This window comes from Maridesulfovibrio bastinii DSM 16055 (assembly GCF_000429985.1).
GTDB classification, from domain to species: domain Bacteria; phylum Desulfobacterota; class Desulfovibrionia; order Desulfovibrionales; family Desulfovibrionaceae; genus Maridesulfovibrio; species Maridesulfovibrio bastinii.
The window spans coordinates 183,719-198,975 of record NZ_AUCX01000010.1 but is presented as its reverse complement, the minus strand read 5'-3'; the positions used below and the strand labels follow the sequence as shown (position 1 = coordinate 198,975).

Here is a 15,257-nt window from a genome sequence, read left to right as displayed (position 1 = left end):
GGAAGCAATAATGTTTTGGCTTAAAGATTAAACGGGGTTATTGCTCCTACAGATTGTTGTGCCGGTCATTTTCAGATTTATGGAAATTTTTTTGTAAATAATTATCTGCTGTGGAGTCTGAGGGGCTGGCAGACTGTTTAACTCTCTCAATTCTAAAGGAACAGTTAAAATGCTGCTGCCGGGTCTTGAACAGGAAAAAATTATTATTGCCGGGGTTGATGAAGCCGGGCGCGGCTGTCTTGCCGGACCTGTCGTCGCCGGAGCTGTTGTTCTGCCTGAGAAATACGATCTCCCCGGACTTGGCGATTCCAAGAAGCTCAGTGCCCACAAACGCGAGGAGCTCGCCCTTGAGATTAAAAGGCAGGCTCTGCACTGGTCTCTCGGGGTCAGTAGAGCTGCTATCGTTGATGATATAAACATACTTCAGGCTACCTTTCGGGCGATGGCTCTAGCTGTGGTAAATCTGCGCATGAAACCGGGGCTTGTTCTGATTGATGGCAATAAGACCATCCCGGCCCATGCTTTTCCACACGGAGCATTAAAGGACGGCATGAATTACCGGCAGGAATCAGTTGTAAAGGGTGATGACAAGATTCCTGAAATTTCCGCGGCGTCAATACTTGCCAAAACTTTTCGTGACATGCTGATGGAAAAACTGGAGCATAGGTATCCCGGATATGGTTTTGCAGAGCATAAAGGCTATGGCACAAAAGTTCACCTTGAAGCTTTGCGTAAACTTGGTCCTTGTCCTATACACAGGCTCACTTTCAGGGGCGTTGTCCTTGAAAAACCGCAGAAAAAGGAGCAGAGGGTTTGCCTGCCGGGCATTTGAAATTTGGACAGGCCGGAGAGGACTATGCCGCAAAGTATCTTGACTCGCACGGTTTGAAAGTCCTTGATAGAAACTGGCGCTGGCGGCAATGGGAGCTTGATCTGGTCTGTATGGATGGAGATGAGCTCGTTTTTGTGGAGGTTAAATCAAGATCCGGAAGTGGAATGCAGTCCGGTATTGAAGCCTTGACCCCTGCTAAATGTAAGAAACTGGTTAAAGCAGCTTCTCATTATCTTTCAGAAAAGAATTTATGGGAAAGGCCGTGCAGATTTGATCTGGTGGCTATTACTGGAAATTCAAACTCTATGAAACTGGAGCATATAAAAAGTGCCTTCGAATTCTCCGACTTTATGGGTGGTGGCAACACCGCTTGGCAACCTTGGTGACATTTCAGAGCGGGCTCGGGATGTTCTTGCCAGAGCGGATTTAATCCTTGCCGAGGACACTCGAAGAACGGGTATGCTCATGCAGAAGCTTGGTATAAAATCCAATGGTTTTATAAGCCTGCATGAACACAACGAAGAATCCAGAATAAATAAAGTTATTTCAATGCTGGAAAATGGCGAAAGTCTTGCCGTGGTCTCTGATGCAGGAACTCCGCTGATGAGTGATCCGGGCTACCGGGTGGTCAGGGAGTGCAGAAAAAAAGGCTTTAAAGTTGTACCGGTTCCCGGACCCAGTGCGCCTGTAACAGCTTTAAGCGCAAGCGGCCTTCCGCCATATCCGAATACTTTTTTAGGTTTTCTGCCACGTAAGGCCAGCCATGTTAAAAAACTTTTAAAAGTTCATGGTGCAACCGGGGCCACTATTGTCTTTTTCGAGCGTAAATCCAGATTACAGGAAACTCTGGAAAATGCTTATGAAGCTCTGGGCAACCGTGAGTTTGCCATCTGCCGCGAACTGACGAAAGAATATGAGGAATTTATATTCGGGACTCTTGGAGAGCTTGATGGTATGAATCTGGAGTTGCGCGGGGAAATTACCGTTGTTGTCGGCCCTCCTGAGAAACCTTCCGAAGCCTCAGAAGATGACATTATGGAGCTGATTGAAGAAGAAAGAGAGCAGGGCGGCAAACCAAAAGAAGTTGCACGAAGGGTTGCTGCGCGCGTGCAGGGCTGGACAGCAAAGGCTGTCTATGAAAAAATGAATTAACATACTTGAATAATTTTTAATGTCTGTTTTCAGTCTGACTATGATTACAGACATCAAGATAATGCCGTGAACCGGTTAACTGGATCGGATTCAGGTGTTACAGGAAAAGATGTGAACTTGGCGGAAAACAAAGGTGGGAAAAATATAGCCTGGAGTTTTATCAGGTGCTTTTTTCGCAGTTTCCTTGTGGGATCTGGGTTTAACAACCGTGGTTTGCAGAATATCGGTTTCTGCTATGCCATGCAGCCCGGTCTGGAAGCCATATACAGTGATCCCAAAGAGCTTTCGCGGGCTAAAAAGCGTTATGTCCGCCACTATAATTCACATCCTTTCTGGGCTCCGCTGCTGATTGGTGTTTTTTTATCTACAGAGTTGAATATTAAATCCGGACGCTTCCCGGAGCAGATGTTTGACAGATTTAAGAACACTACGAGCAATTCCCTATCCGCCATAGGGGATTCCCTGTTTGCCGGAAGTGCTCTGATTTTCTGGTCACTGGCGACGATATGCCTCCTGTTGACTGGCAATAACCTTGTGGCTGTGCTACTTGGAATTACGTTGTTCACCTGTCTGCAGGTCTTCAAAGTGTATACTTTCTGGGCCGGGGTAAACAAGGGGCTTTCTGTGCTTGACAGCCTGCGCGGCTGGGATCTGATAAACTGGGGTCAAAAATTAAAATACTGTAATACGCTGCTGGTTTTGTATTTATGGTTTCTGGTGTGGCCTCGCCCGATTGTATGGTATCAGTGGTATGGCGGAGCTGCCGCTTTAGGTGTTCTTGGATGGCTTATAAATTCACGGAAAATTTCCCGTGAACTGGTAGCTGTCCTGTTTTTTGTCATCTGGATTTTTATGTCCGGAATTTATCAGCAGTAAATATCCGCTTTTGCGGAACTTTAACTATATAGGATCAATTAGAAATGACTAATAACAGCGCGCTGCATGAAGAGTCTCCGCAAAGCGGTGATGTGTTGGCCAGAACAGTAGTTGTGGCAAACCAGCTTGGACTGCATGCCCGCCCGGCGGCGCGGCTGGCTCAGGAATCCCAGAAGTTTGAGGCCGAGATAACGGTCGTATGGGAGTCTCAGGAGGTTGACGCTAAAAGTATTCTCGATCTTCTTACTCTTGCCGCTGCACAAGGCAGCAGACTTGAGATAAGGGCCGCAGGAAAAGATGCTGTAGGTGCTCTTGACTGCATTGAAGAACTTTTCAAATCCCGCTTCGGAGAGGAAAAATAGTGGCCAGAGCCAGATTGCACGGAATTTCGGTATCCACAGGAATTGCCATAGGCAAAGCCTATTTTCTGAATCGCAGCATTACAGCCCGGCTTCCCCGACACAATGTCAGTACTGAGCGTGTCGAAGAGGAAGTTGAAAGGGTAAAACGCGCTTTTAGAGATGCGGAAGCCGAGCTTGAAGCCGTTCATGATAAAGTCCCTGATGAGCTTAAAGAGCACAAACTTATTATCGATTCGCATCTTATGATGCTTAAAGACCCCAAACTCTGCGGATCAGCTGTCAAATATGTTCAGGACATGGAGATCAATGCCGAGTGGGCTCTTGAAAAAGCGATTAATGATTTTGAAAAAGCGTTTGGAGCTCTTGAAGATAAATATATCAGGGAACGTATGCAGGACGTCCGGCAGGTAGCCGGAAGGGTTCAAAGCTGCCTCATTGGTAACGATGTGGATCTCCGTCCTATTGAAGGCCGTGTAATTCTTATGGCCCATGACCTGACTCCGGCCGATACAATTGAGCTTGAGATAAACAGGCTCATGTCTTTTGTGACCACACTGGGTGGCAAAACTTCACATACAGGCATTCTGGCCAGAACTTTGAATATTCCGGCCCTGGTCGGGGTTGATGATCTTGAAGCCGAAGTAATGGATGGTGATTTTGTTGTCATTGACGGTCTTTCAGGACAAGTGCTTGTAGACCCTGACGAAGAAGAACTTGAATACTATTACAATCTTCAGAATCAGTTTGAAGATTATCAGCGTACGATTATAAGAAGCTGCCATCTGCCTGCTGAAACCGTTGACGGTTATCAGGTCGGTGTGTTGTCAAATATTGAACTTTTTGAAGAAGTTGCGGCTGTTATTGATAACGGTGGTGACGGTATAGGACTTTTTAGAACAGAATATTCCTATATGAGCCGCAGCGAACTGCCCACGGAAGAAGAGCTTTATGAGAAATATTCTGATCTCGCTTCAATTATGTCACCCAACAAGGTGGTGCTCAGAACTCTTGATCTAGGGTCCGACAAGTTTATGTCCAAGTTCGGGCAGCTTGATGAAGCCAACCCGGCTATGGGACTAAGGGCCATAAGATTTTGTCTGAAGCATGAGGATCTTTTCAGAACCCAGATCAGAGCAATCCTCAGGGCCAGTGTTCACGGTAATATTTCTCTTATGTTTCCAATGATTTCGGGGCTGAAGGAAGTATTGCAGGCTAAAAGCATGATTTTCAGCGTGCAGCAGGAACTGAGAAGCGAAGGTAAGCCTTTTAATCCGGATATGCCTGTGGGAATAATGATCGAGCTGCCGGCAGCGGTTATGATAGCTGAAATTCTGGCTCAGGAAGTAGACTTTTTCAGTGTTGGAACAAATGATCTGATCCAGTACAGTCTTGGCATAGACCGGACCAATCATCATGTTTCCTATCTTTATCAGCCTTTGCATCCGGCTGTTGTCCGGTCGATTAAATATGTGGTTGATGCCGGGCACAGGGCCGGTATAGAAGTCAGTCTCTGCGGAGAAGTAGCTTCCGATCCGTATTGCCTGCCTATTTTAATGGGTATGCAGATAGACAGTATCAGTCTGACGCCACAGGCCATTCCCGGCATAAAAAGAATCTTGCGCCAGCTCAAAATGCCGGAATGCAAACAGCTGCTGAGGGAAGTTCTGAATTGCAGAACAGTTGGACGAATCAATAAGCTGGTTACAGAAAATATTTTTAAGAAATACCCCGAAGAGTTGATTTTTTATGCTTCGCTTCTGGATAATTAAATATAGAAATTATGGCAAAATCAAAAAAAAAGAAAAAAGCTCCGGGCTCTATTGCCCTGAACAGAACAGCCAGAAGAAATTATGATTTTCTGGAAAATCTTGAAGCCGGTCTGGTCTTGACCGGAAGTGAAGTCAAATCACTTCGGGCCGGTCTGGTCAGCTTTATGGACGGCTATATAAATTTTAAAGAAGGTGAGGCCTGGCTGCTTGGTGTGCATATCGCACCGTATGATCATGCCGGTTATGACCAGCATGAGCCGGACAGGCCGCGCAAGCTCCTTTTGCATGCCGACCAGATTGAAAAGCTTAGAGTAAAGTGTGAGCAGAAGGGACTGACAGTGGTTCCCGTGCGCCTGTACCTTTCAAGAGGCAAAATAAAACTTGAAATAGCTTTGGCAAAAGGACGCAATGTCCATAATCGTAAAGAAGAATTAAAGCGCCGTGATATCGCAAGAGATACCGCAAGGCAGCTTGCTAGTTATAAATAAAAAAAACAGCGGAAATCTTTCGCCATTGCTGACGTCAGTTTTCCGCTGAAAATGAAGGCTTGCGAGAACCGGACTCCAAAGCAGGAGAAGAGTCCGGCTCCCTCCCTGATTACTGCAATCCGGATATGAGCAGGGTGAAAACCATTGCCATGGAAACCCAGAACATAGTTTTCACGGTGCCGACAACCGGACCGAGGCTTTCCTGATAGATGAGGCTGTCTTCAGGAGTAAAAATTTGGGTAATGATGTTACCTTTGCGCTTTTCCATTTCTTCCCTCCTTTTGGTGGGCCGGAAGGCGTTTTAATTATTGCGTAGAAAAAGCATGCCTTTTTTGCGAATATCAATCAAACGGGAATATTTAAACGCGGTCTTTAAAAATTTTAAAGTGGAATAATGGATAGTGGAATTATACCAGATAAAAACATTTGCAGTTGTGGCGGAAGAGGGGAACCTTACCCGCTCTGCTGAACGACTGCATGCAAGTCAGTCTGCTATCAGTCTGCATATAAAAGCGCTTGAGGAAGAATTTTCGATTCGCTTATTCAAGCGTTCAGCCAAAGGAATGGCCTTAACAGCGGAAGGTAAAATCCTTCTTGAAAAAGCTGTAGCCGTGCTTGATGCGGCTAAAGAATTGAAGCTGGCGGCAAAGGGGCTTTCCGGTGAGGTCAGAGGACTTGCTCGTGTGGGACTGCATACTTCCCCTATCTATCTGCGTACCCCGGCGTTGATAAAAGCCATAAATAAAAAATATCCGGGTCTTGCTTTAAGCCTTAACCAGAGTTCTACCTGGGATATCAGAAAAGATATTGCTGCCGGTGAGCTTGAGTCCGGCTTTTTTTATTCCATAAACCAGCCTGAAGAAATTTCAGCATTTATGCTGGAACAACCGCACCTGAAAATTGTCGGGCCTTCGGCATGGCAGGATAAGATCGAAAATGCAAGCTGGGAGGATCTGGCTGAAATGCCGTGGATATGGACTCCCCCTGAATGCTCCTTTCACCACCACCTTACCCGCGAATTTTCTTCTAGAAATCTTGAAATTCGTAAAGCCATGGTAGCTGACAGCGAAGATGCCCATGCGACACTTGTCCGCTCTGAAACCGGTCTGACCCTGATGAGGGCTGATGAAGCCGATGCTGAAGAGGCTAAAGGCGGGATCTGCACCTGTAAAAGTCAGGGGCTTATTCTGGGATTATATTTTGGATATAAGCACGGGATGTCTTCTGATCCCGTGGTCAGAGCTTTAATTGAATGTGTCCGCTCTGTCTGGGAAGTGGATTCCTGATTATTGTACTTGCCTTTGGGTTCCGTGATGCTTATCCCTTTAGCAACGGAGCATTTAGCTATGTCTTTTTTTATCGATAAATTATCACGCTCGCAGCGTAAGCAGCTTGAAAAAATTTTCCCCGGTGATCAATGCGGATTTACAAAAGGAGAGCTTCTTTCCTGCGGGGTGGATGCCAGCCGGCTGCACGCTCTTCCTGTTGCTCTGGTCAAGCCTGAATCAACTGAACAGGTCCGCAGACTTCTCGAATGGGCTCAAAAGAATAAAGTCCCTGTTTACCCCAGAGCCAGAGCAACCAATAAAGTTGGCGGATGTGTACCTGTGAATGGCGGGGTTGTCGTTTCCACTCTGGGCATGAACAGGATTCTTGAAATCAACAAATCAGATTTCACTGTCCGGGTTCAGCCGGGGGTAGTTACAGCGCAACTCCAGAAGGCCGTTGAAGCTGAAGGTCTTTTTTATCCTCCGGACCCGGCAAGCTATAAAATTTCGACTATAGGCGGCAACATCTCCACATGTGCCGGGGGTATGCGTGCTGTTAAATATGGCGTGACCAGAGATTATGTCCTCGGGCTGGAAGCAGTCCTTCCGGGCGGCAAAATTATTCATACCGGAGGCCGGACCCATAAAAATGTTGTCGGGCTGGACCTGACAAGGCTGCTGGTAGGCTCCGCCGGAACACTGGCTTTTATCACCGAGGCTGTATTAAAACTCCTTCCTCTACCGGAAACCTCCGCTTCAGTTTTATGCGGATTTAAAAATATTACAGACGCTTTGAAAGGTGCCGGGGCTGTTTTCGGGTGTGGTATTCTGCCCACAGCAATGGAACTTATGGACCGGAACACCATTCGCGCTCTGGAAATGCATTCCGATGTCCCATGGCCTGATGGAACCGGAGGCCTTCTGCTTCTTAAGATTGACGGTTCTGATTCTTCCGTAAGGTCTGATCTGGAAAAAATGTCATCCGCCATAAATGAAGCCAGCCCTACTTTTATCGAAAAAGGGCTCGGTGATGATCAGGAAAGTCTCTGGGAATTGCGGCGGGTTATCAGTCCCGCAGCCTTCAACCTTGCTCCTGATAAACAGGGCGAGGATGTTGCTGTGCCTCGTGGAAGTGTTCCTGAAGCAATTGAGGGTTTTCATAAAATTGGCGAACGTTACGGACTTACAGTCTTGTGTTTCGGTCACCTCGGGGATGGAAATATTCACGTAAGTGTAATGTACGACGGTTCGGAAAAAGATCAAAAAGGGTTAGCATTAAAGGCAAAGAAGGATATTTTCAGGCTGACGTTGTCTCTTGGCGGGACTCTTTCCGGTGAACATGGAATGGGGCTAACCAAAGGCGGGTATGCCCGAATGCAGTTGAGCGAAACCGAGCTTACGCTGATGAGGGACATTAAAAATGTCTTTGATCCTTTGAATATTATGAATCCGGGGAAGGAACTGAAATGAAAAAGAAACCCGGAAGTTGCGTACAGTGCGGTAAATGTCTTGAAGTTTGTCCGCTGTTTAAAGCTACAGGCAGAGAAGAGCTTGCTCCCAGATCGAAATTTTTTCTTCAATCGCTGGATGATGAAGAAGGTCTTAGTGAAAAAGATTTCAATGCGCTGGCATCCTTATGTCTTTCCTGTGGACGCTGTGCTGAAAACTGTCCCCAGAATATGTCCGGGGCAGATTTTGTTTCAGGACTGCGCTCGGACAGCGGTGGATTTTTAAGGTCCTGCTGGAACTTATGGCTTAAGTCCCCGGGACTTATGTGGCCGCTTGCTTCAGCCTTGTCACATCTTTCTTCGAGCAGAATGCCCGGTGCTTTCGGTTCCGCCCGCAGGAAAATGGATGCACTTTTTGCGGACTCCCCGGAACCGTGGGCTGCACTTGATGTTGAAAAGAAATTTGAGGGCCGTAAAGCAGTTCTTTTTCCGGGATGCGTTGCCCGGTACTCCCGCAAAGATTGGACGCAGAAAGCGGAAAAGTTTATGAATGATCTCGGATTTGATATTCTGGACTATTCCGGCTTCACCTGCTGTGGTTCTTCAATGGGCAGTGCCGGACTTCTTGATGTTCAAAACAGGGCGCGTATAAACAACATCCGCTTCTGGAAAGATTCCGGTATGCCTGTGCTGGTTACAATCTGTGCAACCTGTCTCAAGGGGCTTGCGGATTACAGCCCGGATGATTTTGAGTCAGATGCTGATTATGAGAACTGGCAGAACTCGCTGAAACCGCTTTCAGCTCTACTTATCGGAAGTGCGGTTAAATATGGTGAAAATGCCCCTGAAAAGGTTGTTTACCACCATCCCTGTCATGCTCCTGAGAATGACAGCGATGAACTTCTTGTGCAGCAGATTGCCGGGGAGCGTCTTTCACCTGTAAGGAAAGATCTCTGTTGCGGGTTTGGCGGAGTTATGCAGCTTGGGGCTCCCGAGCTATCCCGGACAGTAGGCAGGCATTGTCTGAATGAACTGCTCGGGGACGGCAGTGAAAAGCCCCAGATTTTAAGTGGATGCTCGGCTTGTGTTATTCAGCTGGCTTCCCTGACGGATAAAGATATTTTTGCAGGCCATTGGCTTGATATTTTGAATTAAAGTCTTATTAGATGGCAGTGCTTCTTTAAAAATAAATATGGATAATATGCGGCCAGCGCCGTGCAGGAAAAAGGATAGTTAATGATCAACGCTGTTTTTTCAAAGATTTTCGGCTCCAGAAATGAAAGATTTATAAAAAAATTAAAGCCGCTCATTGATTCGATTGCTTCCTATGAGCCTGAAATGGAAAAGCTGAATGATGAAGATTTTCCACAAAAAATTTCAGCATGGAAAGAAGAGGTTGCAAACGGTAGAGATCTTGACGATCTTCTGCCGGAAGTCTTTGCCCTTGTGCGTGAAGCAGGTAAAAGATCCCTTGGGATGAGGCATTATGATGTCCAGATGGTCGGTGGAATCGTTCTTCATCAGGGTAAAATAGCTGAAATGAAGACTGGTGAAGGTAAAACCCTTGTGGCGACACTTCCTGCTGTCCTGAATGCTCTTTCCGGTAAAGGCGTGCATCTGGTCACTGTTAACGATTATCTGGCAAGCCGTGACTCCGAATGGATGGGCAAGCTTTATAATTTCTTGGGACTCACTGTAGGCGTCATTGTTCACGGCCTTGATGATAATCAGCGCAAGGAAGCTTACGCATCAGATATAGTCTATGGAACCAACAACGAGTTCGGTTTTGATTATCTGCGCGATAATATGAAATTTTACAAGGAACAGCTGGTCCAGCGCGAACTCAATTTTGCCATAGTCGATGAAGTGGACTCCATCCTTATTGATGAAGCCCGTACTCCGCTTATTATTTCCGGTGCTTCTGATGAATCAACAACGCTTTATGCCCGCATAAACAGTATTATCCCGATGCTGAAAGTCGAGCGTGATTTTGAAATTGACGAAAAAGCCAAAGCCGTGACCATGACTGATGACGGTGTAAGCCGCTGTGAGGAGATTCTTGGAATAGACAACCTCTATGACCCCAAGCATATTTCTTTTCAGCACCACATCATGCAGGCTTTAAAGGCCCATCATCTTTTTTCTCTTGATGTCGATTACATCGTCAAAGACGGTCAGGTTGTTATTGTTGATGAATTTACCGGCCGCTTAATGCCCGGTCGCCGTTTTTCAGATGGTCTGCATCAGGCTCTTGAAGCCAAGGAAGGGGTAAAGGTCGAATCTGAAAACCAGACTCTGGCTTCCATTACCTTCCAGAACTATTTCCGCATGTATAATACCCTCTCCGGCATGACCGGTACAGCGGATACTGAAGCTGTTGAGTTCTCTCAGATTTATGATCTTGAAGTCATCGTGATCCCGACCAACAGACCGATGTCCAGAAAGGATTTCCCGGACAGCATCTATAAGACTCAGAAAGAAAAATATGAGGCAATAGCAAAGGCCATTGCCGAACTATACAAGAAAGGCCAGCCGACTCTGGTCGGTACGGTTTCCATTGAAAAATCGGAACTGCTCTCCGGGCTGCTTAAGAAAATGCGCATCCCCCATAATGTGCTGAATGCTAAACACCATGAACAGGAAGCTGAAATAGTCGCTCAGGCCGGACAGGCCGGTCGCGTTACAATCGCTACCAATATGGCTGGTCGTGGTACGGATATTGTCCTTGGAGAAGGCGTTAAGGAGCTCGGCGGACTGCACATAATAGGTACTGAACGTCACGAATCAAGACGTATTGATAATCAGCTCCGCGGACGTTCCGGCCGTCAGGGTGATCCGGGAAGCTCCCGTTTTTATCTGGCTCTTGATGATGACCTGATGCGTCTTTTCGGTTCCGAGCGTATTGCCACCATTATGGATAAGCTTGGAATGGAAGAAGGCGAACCCATTGAAAATAAGATGGTTTCCAAGGCTATAGAAAATTCTCAGAGTAAAGTTGAAGGGCATAACTTCGAAATTCGTAAACAGCTTCTTGATTATGACAATGTCATGAACCAGCAGCGTGAAGTTATTTATACTTTGCGCCGTGACATCATGAATGCTGAAAAGCTTGATGATTTTACCGATGAGTTTGCCGAGGAGCTGCTTGATAATATTTATTATCCTGTAGAGCAGGCTAAAGGACGTCCTCTGGACGAAGAGACTCAGGAAGCTCTCAGGAGCAGTCTTGACGAGGTCTTCGGGTTCAGCAGACGTGACGAGTTCAAGGAAGGTGTTCCTGAGCGTGAAGTTGCCGAGAAATGGATTCGTGAAAGTCTTGATGTTCTGGCAAATGATGCCGGTGAGCAGTATGAAGAAATCCTGCGTTACTTCATGCTGGAATCGCTTGACCGCAACTGGAAAGAGCATCTGCTGAATATGGACCACTTGCGTGAAGGTATCGGTCTCCGTGGTTACGGCCAGAAAGATCCTAAAGAAGAGTACAAGCGTGAAGGTTTTGAAATCTTCCGTGATATGCTTGGAACCATCAAAGAAAATTCTTTGCGGGCTTTGTGCCATCTGCGCATAGAAAAAGAAGTTTCAGAAGAGGAATTCCAGCACAAGGAACAGCAGGGCATGGAATATTCCAGCACTGAAGGCGAAGAAAAGAAAAAACAGCCTATACGCCGGGAAAACAAAGTTGGCAGGAACGATCCCTGTCCGTGCGGAAGTGGCAAAAAATATAAAAAATGCTGTGGTAAATAGCTTGATTGAAATGTCTCTTTGAAAACAGGATTTAAACTATATAAAAATATATAATTAAGCCTGTTAAGCTGATTAGATACTTGAAGGGCGGAACGAAATTTTAAAATTTTGTTCCGCCCTTTTGTTATATTCGAAATATTTTCTTATTCTCTTAACCGAAATGTATTGATTCTCATGCCAGTCGTATGTATGGCTTTTGCGCCGTTTCCCTGTATAGTTGGAAACGGTATTTATTTTTTAATCTCAATTTTGCATTGCAGGAAATAAGATGGAATCATTCATTCATATTTACTTGAAGCTGTTCTTCATCATGACCCCGTTTTTTCTTGTCTCAACGTTTTTATCGCTGACACAGGATTATGAGTCCGGAAAACGGTTAAAAACAGCTCTGAAGGCCACTCTGGCGATTTCAGTCAGTGGTCTGGCTCTTTACCTCTTCGGTAAATATATTTTTCAGCTCTTCGGAATAACCATCGATGCGTTCAGAATAGGCGCCGGTACCGTGCTTTTCCTTTCATCTCTTAAAATGGCCGGAGGCGGAGGCAAGCCTGTTGATGCCGGAAACGACGACGATGATATCGCAGTTGTTCCTCTGGCTATTCCGGTCGCCATCGGCCCCGGTACCATCGGTGTGCTGCTGGTCATGGGTGTCGGCGTTCAAAGTACTCAGGAGTTGTTGCTGTCATGCAGTGCGTTAGTCGCTGCAACTCTTACTTTGGGCTTTCTGCTTGTGATTTCATCGGGCATAAAAAGAGTCCTCGGAAGAAGAGGGCTCAATGTTCTCAGTAGATTAACAGGCTTATTTGTGGCATCAATGGCTGCACAGATGATATTTACTGGTATCAAAAATTTTATGTTCTAATTGATATTCTTAGAAGGAGAATCGGTATGGCAAGGACAAAGCTGCTGACCCCAAAATTTTTAGCTGCCCTTTTCAGGAGAGGAAAATCTGAGTATCTGCCTCTCGGTTATTTGATTGAAGAGGCTCAAAAAGTTTTAGCTGATGGAGAAGCTCAAAAGATTCCGGCGATGCTTACCGATTTAGTTGATAAGGGGCTTATCGAAGCCAACAATGAAGAGTATAAAATTACAGGAGAATTATCCTAAGAATAACTTCTCGATAATTTATCAATAAGTTAAGCCCGATCTTAAAAAGTTCGGGCTTTTTTTGTATATTATGAAAAGTGATGGTCTAGTTAAACTGGTAGGAAAAGGCTTTGTAAAGCCACTACGGGATGATGTCTATAAACTGGCAGTCAATGTCGCCTTCGGCTGATATGGTAAGCGATGCAAAACCGGGAGGATTGTTGTCACGGGGATTGTATAAACTACCCGGGTTAACAACCTGAACACCAGAGACTATGTCCCAGTTCCTGATGTGGGTGTGACCGTAGCAGACTAGATCAAAATCAACACCGAAGTGCTCAGCAGCTCGCTGCGCTACTCCAGAGCGGTTGCCCCAACCGTGAACCATGCCTATTTTAATCCCCTTGATTTTAAGGGTTTCGACAGGCTTTAACTGGTTGCTGAGCTGCCAGTCGTCACAATTGCCTAAAACAGCATGAAATCCGGGGTGCTGGCAGAATGTCTGCCAGACAGAAAAAGATGTGAAATCACCGCAATGCAGCAGGTAATCCGCACTTGCAAAGTATTTATCGAACAGTTTGTCCAACCATGGTTCTGCATGGTGGAGGTGTGTGTCCGAAACAACAGCGATTTTCATTTTACTTTGTTTTAGTCGCGTTACCAACGGTTCTGCCATACTGCTTGGAGTCCTGAACCTGCTTAGCTCTGTAACTGAGGTAGGCATTTCTCATTGCGAGATATGGATCAATTGCTCCTTCCTTAAGTGATTCGTATTCACCTATGTGGAATGACAGTCTGTTGATCTGGTTGTAGGCACCGGCAGAAAGTGAATAGTACCACGGTACATCAAACCACCAGAGAGGGTTGAGCAGAAAGGTGTCGATTGCGTATCCGCTGAAGTCACGCACGGTGGATGGGCCGAGAAACGGAACAACAAAATATGGACCGTTAGGTATTCCCCATACTCCGAATGTCTGTCCCATATCTTCCATGCCAGTATAAAGAGGCATGGTGGTACTTTCGTCACCGACAAGATTTCCAAGTCCGCCAAGACCGAAAACGGTGTTGACTATGAATTTGGATGTCTCGGCTCCTGCGGTAAAAAATTTACCCTGCAATACACATCCTGTAAAACGGACCGGATAGAGCAGGTTGTTGAAAAAGTTATTTACCCATGTTCTCGGACGGCGGGGGATTACAAATTTGTAGCCCTCAGTCACCGGTTTAAGAACGTTGAAATACAGGGCATCATTAAATTTGAACATGGCCCGGTTGTATGACTCCCAAGGGTCATCTGCATGGGCTTCTTTCAAATGTTCTGAATCTCCCCATAAATCTTCATCAAAGGGATCAGTTTCAGCATTTTGCTTGTTTGCAGAAAGATATGCCGCACCAGTCTGGGCAACCATGTAAGAATCCTGAGTGCCTTCATCTTCAGACCTTACCCTTGAAGGGAAGGAGAGCATAATAAAAGCCATCAGGAGCAGGGCCAGTAGAGATGTTGATAAATTCTGCAAACGAGACATTGTTGAAACTACCTATTTATTTTGACTTTTTAGTATCTGTTTTTTTATTTTCGAGAGACTTGATCTTCTCTTCCATACGTTTGAAAAGTTCAGCCTTTGTCTCGGCAAACTTTTTATCCGTACTGGTATCCAGTATTCCGGCAAACTGAGTCCTGTAATTGTTTACGAGGCTCACGCCTTCAATCTTCACATCGTAAACATCCCATTCGTCATTTTCCAGCTTCATACGGTAAAATACCGGTATATCTTTATCTGTTGCAACCAGTCTGGTATCAACCTGAGCATATTTGCCTTTGATAATTGTTTCTTTATCGTAAACAACCTGCTCACCGCTGTAGTCACGGATTTTTTCAAGATATGTCTGTTCCAGAAGGCTGGTGAAAAGACCTACGAAACGTGAACGTTCTTCAGGTGTGAACTGGAGCCACGGACGACCTATCGATCTTTTGGAGAGTTCCGTGAAATTAAAGAAGTTTTTAATAGTTTCACGGATTTTTTCAGTCATCTCGTTCTGCTTGGCTTCAACCCCTTTATACTGAGGGCCCTCAAGTATATTGATAACACCTTGAATTCCGTCTTTAAGTCTTTCCATTGGGGCCTGAGCGGCAAAAGCCTGTCCGGCTGAAAGCAGAAAGAGCAGAATAAGTGGAAATATAATCTTTTTCATAATATTCATAGTACCATAAGATTGAATTTAAGGTGAAAG

Annotated in this window: 17 protein-coding genes; 13 read left to right on the top strand and 4 right to left on the bottom strand. The window is 45.7% G+C overall.

What is annotated here, in order from left to right; genetic code table 11:
• Window positions 1-169: 169 nt before the first annotated feature.
• The 7 genes from G496_RS0106500 to smpB all read left to right on the top strand — a co-directional run bounded on the left by G496_RS0106500 (window position 170) and on the right by smpB (window position 5,479).
• Window positions 170-832 (top strand): ribonuclease HII, encoded by a 663-nt coding sequence (locus G496_RS0106500; protein ID WP_051294875.1) that lies wholly within the window; start codon window positions 170-172, stop codon window positions 830-832.
• Window positions 814-1,218 (top strand): YraN family protein, encoded by a 405-nt coding sequence (locus tag G496_RS0106495; RefSeq protein WP_027178570.1) that lies wholly within the window; start codon window positions 814-816, stop codon window positions 1,216-1,218. Before G496_RS0106500 ends, G496_RS0106495 begins: the two co-directional genes overlap by 19 nt.
• On the top strand, window positions 1,160-1,984 hold the full coding sequence (gene rsmI / locus G496_RS0106490) for a 16S rRNA (cytidine(1402)-2'-O)-methyltransferase (RefSeq protein ID WP_027178569.1): 825 nt from the start codon (window positions 1,160-1,162) through the stop codon (window positions 1,982-1,984). The genes G496_RS0106495 and rsmI overlap by 59 nt, the downstream gene beginning before the upstream one ends.
• A gap of 111 nt (window positions 1,985-2,095) precedes the next feature.
• A complete protein-coding gene (locus G496_RS0106485; RefSeq protein WP_281171260.1) occupies window positions 2,096-2,860 on the top strand; it encodes a PTS system mannose/fructose/sorbose family transporter subunit IID in 765 nt (254 codons plus the stop codon).
• A gap of 44 nt (window positions 2,861-2,904) precedes the next feature.
• Window positions 2,905-3,222, top strand: a complete 318-nt coding sequence (locus tag G496_RS0106480; protein ID WP_027178567.1) for an HPr family phosphocarrier protein — start codon at window positions 2,905-2,907, stop codon at window positions 3,220-3,222.
• On the top strand, window positions 3,222-4,991 hold the full coding sequence (gene ptsP / locus G496_RS0106475) for a phosphoenolpyruvate--protein phosphotransferase (RefSeq protein ID WP_027178566.1): 1,770 nt from the start codon (window positions 3,222-3,224) through the stop codon (window positions 4,989-4,991). The genes G496_RS0106480 and ptsP overlap by 1 nt, the downstream gene beginning before the upstream one ends.
• A gap of 11 nt (window positions 4,992-5,002) precedes the next feature.
• Complete coding sequence (smpB, locus tag G496_RS0106470) at window positions 5,003-5,479, top strand: SsrA-binding protein SmpB (RefSeq protein ID WP_027178565.1); 477 nt, start codon at window positions 5,003-5,005, stop codon at window positions 5,477-5,479.
• A 109-nt stretch (window positions 5,480-5,588) separates the two neighbouring features.
• On the opposite strand, the gene G496_RS21265 is transcribed toward smpB, so the two are convergent.
• Window positions 5,589-5,747, bottom strand: coding sequence for a hypothetical protein (locus G496_RS21265; protein ID WP_169725739.1), 159 nt, complete (start codon window positions 5,745-5,747; stop codon window positions 5,589-5,591).
• Window positions 5,748-5,880: 133 nt separating this feature from the next.
• On the opposite strand from G496_RS21265, the gene G496_RS0106460 reads away from it, so the two are divergent.
• From G496_RS0106460 to G496_RS0106435, 6 genes are all read left to right on the top strand, one after another.
• Window positions 5,881-6,765, top strand: a complete 885-nt coding sequence (locus G496_RS0106460; protein ID WP_027178564.1) for a LysR family transcriptional regulator — start codon at window positions 5,881-5,883, stop codon at window positions 6,763-6,765.
• A gap of 60 nt (window positions 6,766-6,825) precedes the next feature.
• Window positions 6,826-8,217 (top strand): FAD-binding oxidoreductase, encoded by a 1,392-nt coding sequence (locus tag G496_RS0106455; protein WP_027178563.1) that lies wholly within the window; start codon window positions 6,826-6,828, stop codon window positions 8,215-8,217.
• Window positions 8,214-9,350, top strand: a complete 1,137-nt coding sequence (locus G496_RS0106450) for a (Fe-S)-binding protein (protein WP_027178562.1) — start codon at window positions 8,214-8,216, stop codon at window positions 9,348-9,350. Before G496_RS0106455 ends, G496_RS0106450 begins: the two co-directional genes overlap by 4 nt.
• Window positions 9,351-9,431: 81 nt before the next feature.
• Window positions 9,432-11,939 carry a preprotein translocase subunit SecA gene (gene secA, locus G496_RS0106445; protein WP_027178561.1) on the top strand — a complete coding sequence of 836 codons (2,508 nt, stop codon included), beginning with the start codon at window positions 9,432-9,434 and terminating at the stop codon, window positions 11,937-11,939.
• 268 nt (window positions 11,940-12,207) lie between these two features.
• Window positions 12,208-12,801: a MarC family protein gene (locus G496_RS0106440; RefSeq protein WP_027178560.1), complete on the top strand. Its 594-nt coding sequence runs from the start codon at window positions 12,208-12,210 to the stop codon at window positions 12,799-12,801.
• A gap of 26 nt (window positions 12,802-12,827) precedes the next feature.
• The gene (locus G496_RS0106435; protein ID WP_027178559.1) at window positions 12,828-13,046 is read left to right on the top strand and encodes a hypothetical protein; all 219 of its coding nucleotides are present in this window, start codon (window positions 12,828-12,830) and stop codon (window positions 13,044-13,046) included.
• 121 nt (window positions 13,047-13,167) lie between these two features.
• On the opposite strand, the gene G496_RS0106430 is transcribed toward G496_RS0106435, so the two are convergent.
• Genes G496_RS0106430 through G496_RS0106420 form a run of 3 tightly spaced genes read right to left on the bottom strand, consistent with a single transcriptional unit; the run spans window position 13,168 to window position 15,218 of the window.
• Window positions 13,168-13,662: a metallophosphoesterase family protein gene (locus G496_RS0106430; RefSeq protein ID WP_027178558.1), complete on the bottom strand. Its 495-nt coding sequence runs from the start codon at window positions 13,660-13,662 to the stop codon at window positions 13,168-13,170.
• A 1-nt stretch (window position 13,663) separates the two neighbouring features.
• Window positions 13,664-14,551, bottom strand: coding sequence for an MlaA family lipoprotein (locus G496_RS0106425; RefSeq protein WP_027178557.1), 888 nt, complete (start codon window positions 14,549-14,551; stop codon window positions 13,664-13,666).
• Window positions 14,552-14,567: 16 nt separating this feature from the next.
• Window positions 14,568-15,218, bottom strand: coding sequence for an MlaC/ttg2D family ABC transporter substrate-binding protein (locus G496_RS0106420; RefSeq protein ID WP_027178556.1), 651 nt, complete (start codon window positions 15,216-15,218; stop codon window positions 14,568-14,570).
• Window positions 15,219-15,257: the final 39 nt, after the last annotated feature.

Coding starts and splice junctions, on each gene's coding strand:
- G496_RS0106500 (WP_051294875.1), top strand. CDS start 170: ATGCTGCTGCCGGGTCTTGAACAGGAAAAAATTATTATTGCCGGGGTT.
- G496_RS0106480 (WP_027178567.1), top strand. CDS start 2,905: ATGACTAATAACAGCGCGCTGCATGAAGAGTCTCCGCAAAGCGGTGAT.
- smpB (WP_027178565.1), top strand. CDS start 5,003: ATGGCAAAATCAAAAAAAAAGAAAAAAGCTCCGGGCTCTATTGCCCTG.
- G496_RS21265 (WP_169725739.1), bottom strand. CDS start 5,747: ATGGAAAAGCGCAAAGGTAACATCATTACCCAAATTTTTACTCCTGAA.
- G496_RS0106455 (WP_027178563.1), top strand. CDS start 6,826: ATGTCTTTTTTTATCGATAAATTATCACGCTCGCAGCGTAAGCAGCTT.
- G496_RS0106450 (WP_027178562.1), top strand. CDS start 8,214: ATGAAAAAGAAACCCGGAAGTTGCGTACAGTGCGGTAAATGTCTTGAA.
- secA (WP_027178561.1), top strand. CDS start 9,432: ATGATCAACGCTGTTTTTTCAAAGATTTTCGGCTCCAGAAATGAAAGA.
- G496_RS0106440 (WP_027178560.1), top strand. CDS start 12,208: ATGGAATCATTCATTCATATTTACTTGAAGCTGTTCTTCATCATGACC.
- G496_RS0106435 (WP_027178559.1), top strand. CDS start 12,828: ATGGCAAGGACAAAGCTGCTGACCCCAAAATTTTTAGCTGCCCTTTTC.
- G496_RS0106430 (WP_027178558.1), bottom strand. CDS start 13,662: ATGAAAATCGCTGTTGTTTCGGACACACACCTCCACCATGCAGAACCA.
- G496_RS0106425 (WP_027178557.1), bottom strand. CDS start 14,551: ATGTCTCGTTTGCAGAATTTATCAACATCTCTACTGGCCCTGCTCCTG.
- G496_RS0106420 (WP_027178556.1), bottom strand. CDS start 15,218: ATGAAAAAGATTATATTTCCACTTATTCTGCTCTTTCTGCTTTCAGCC.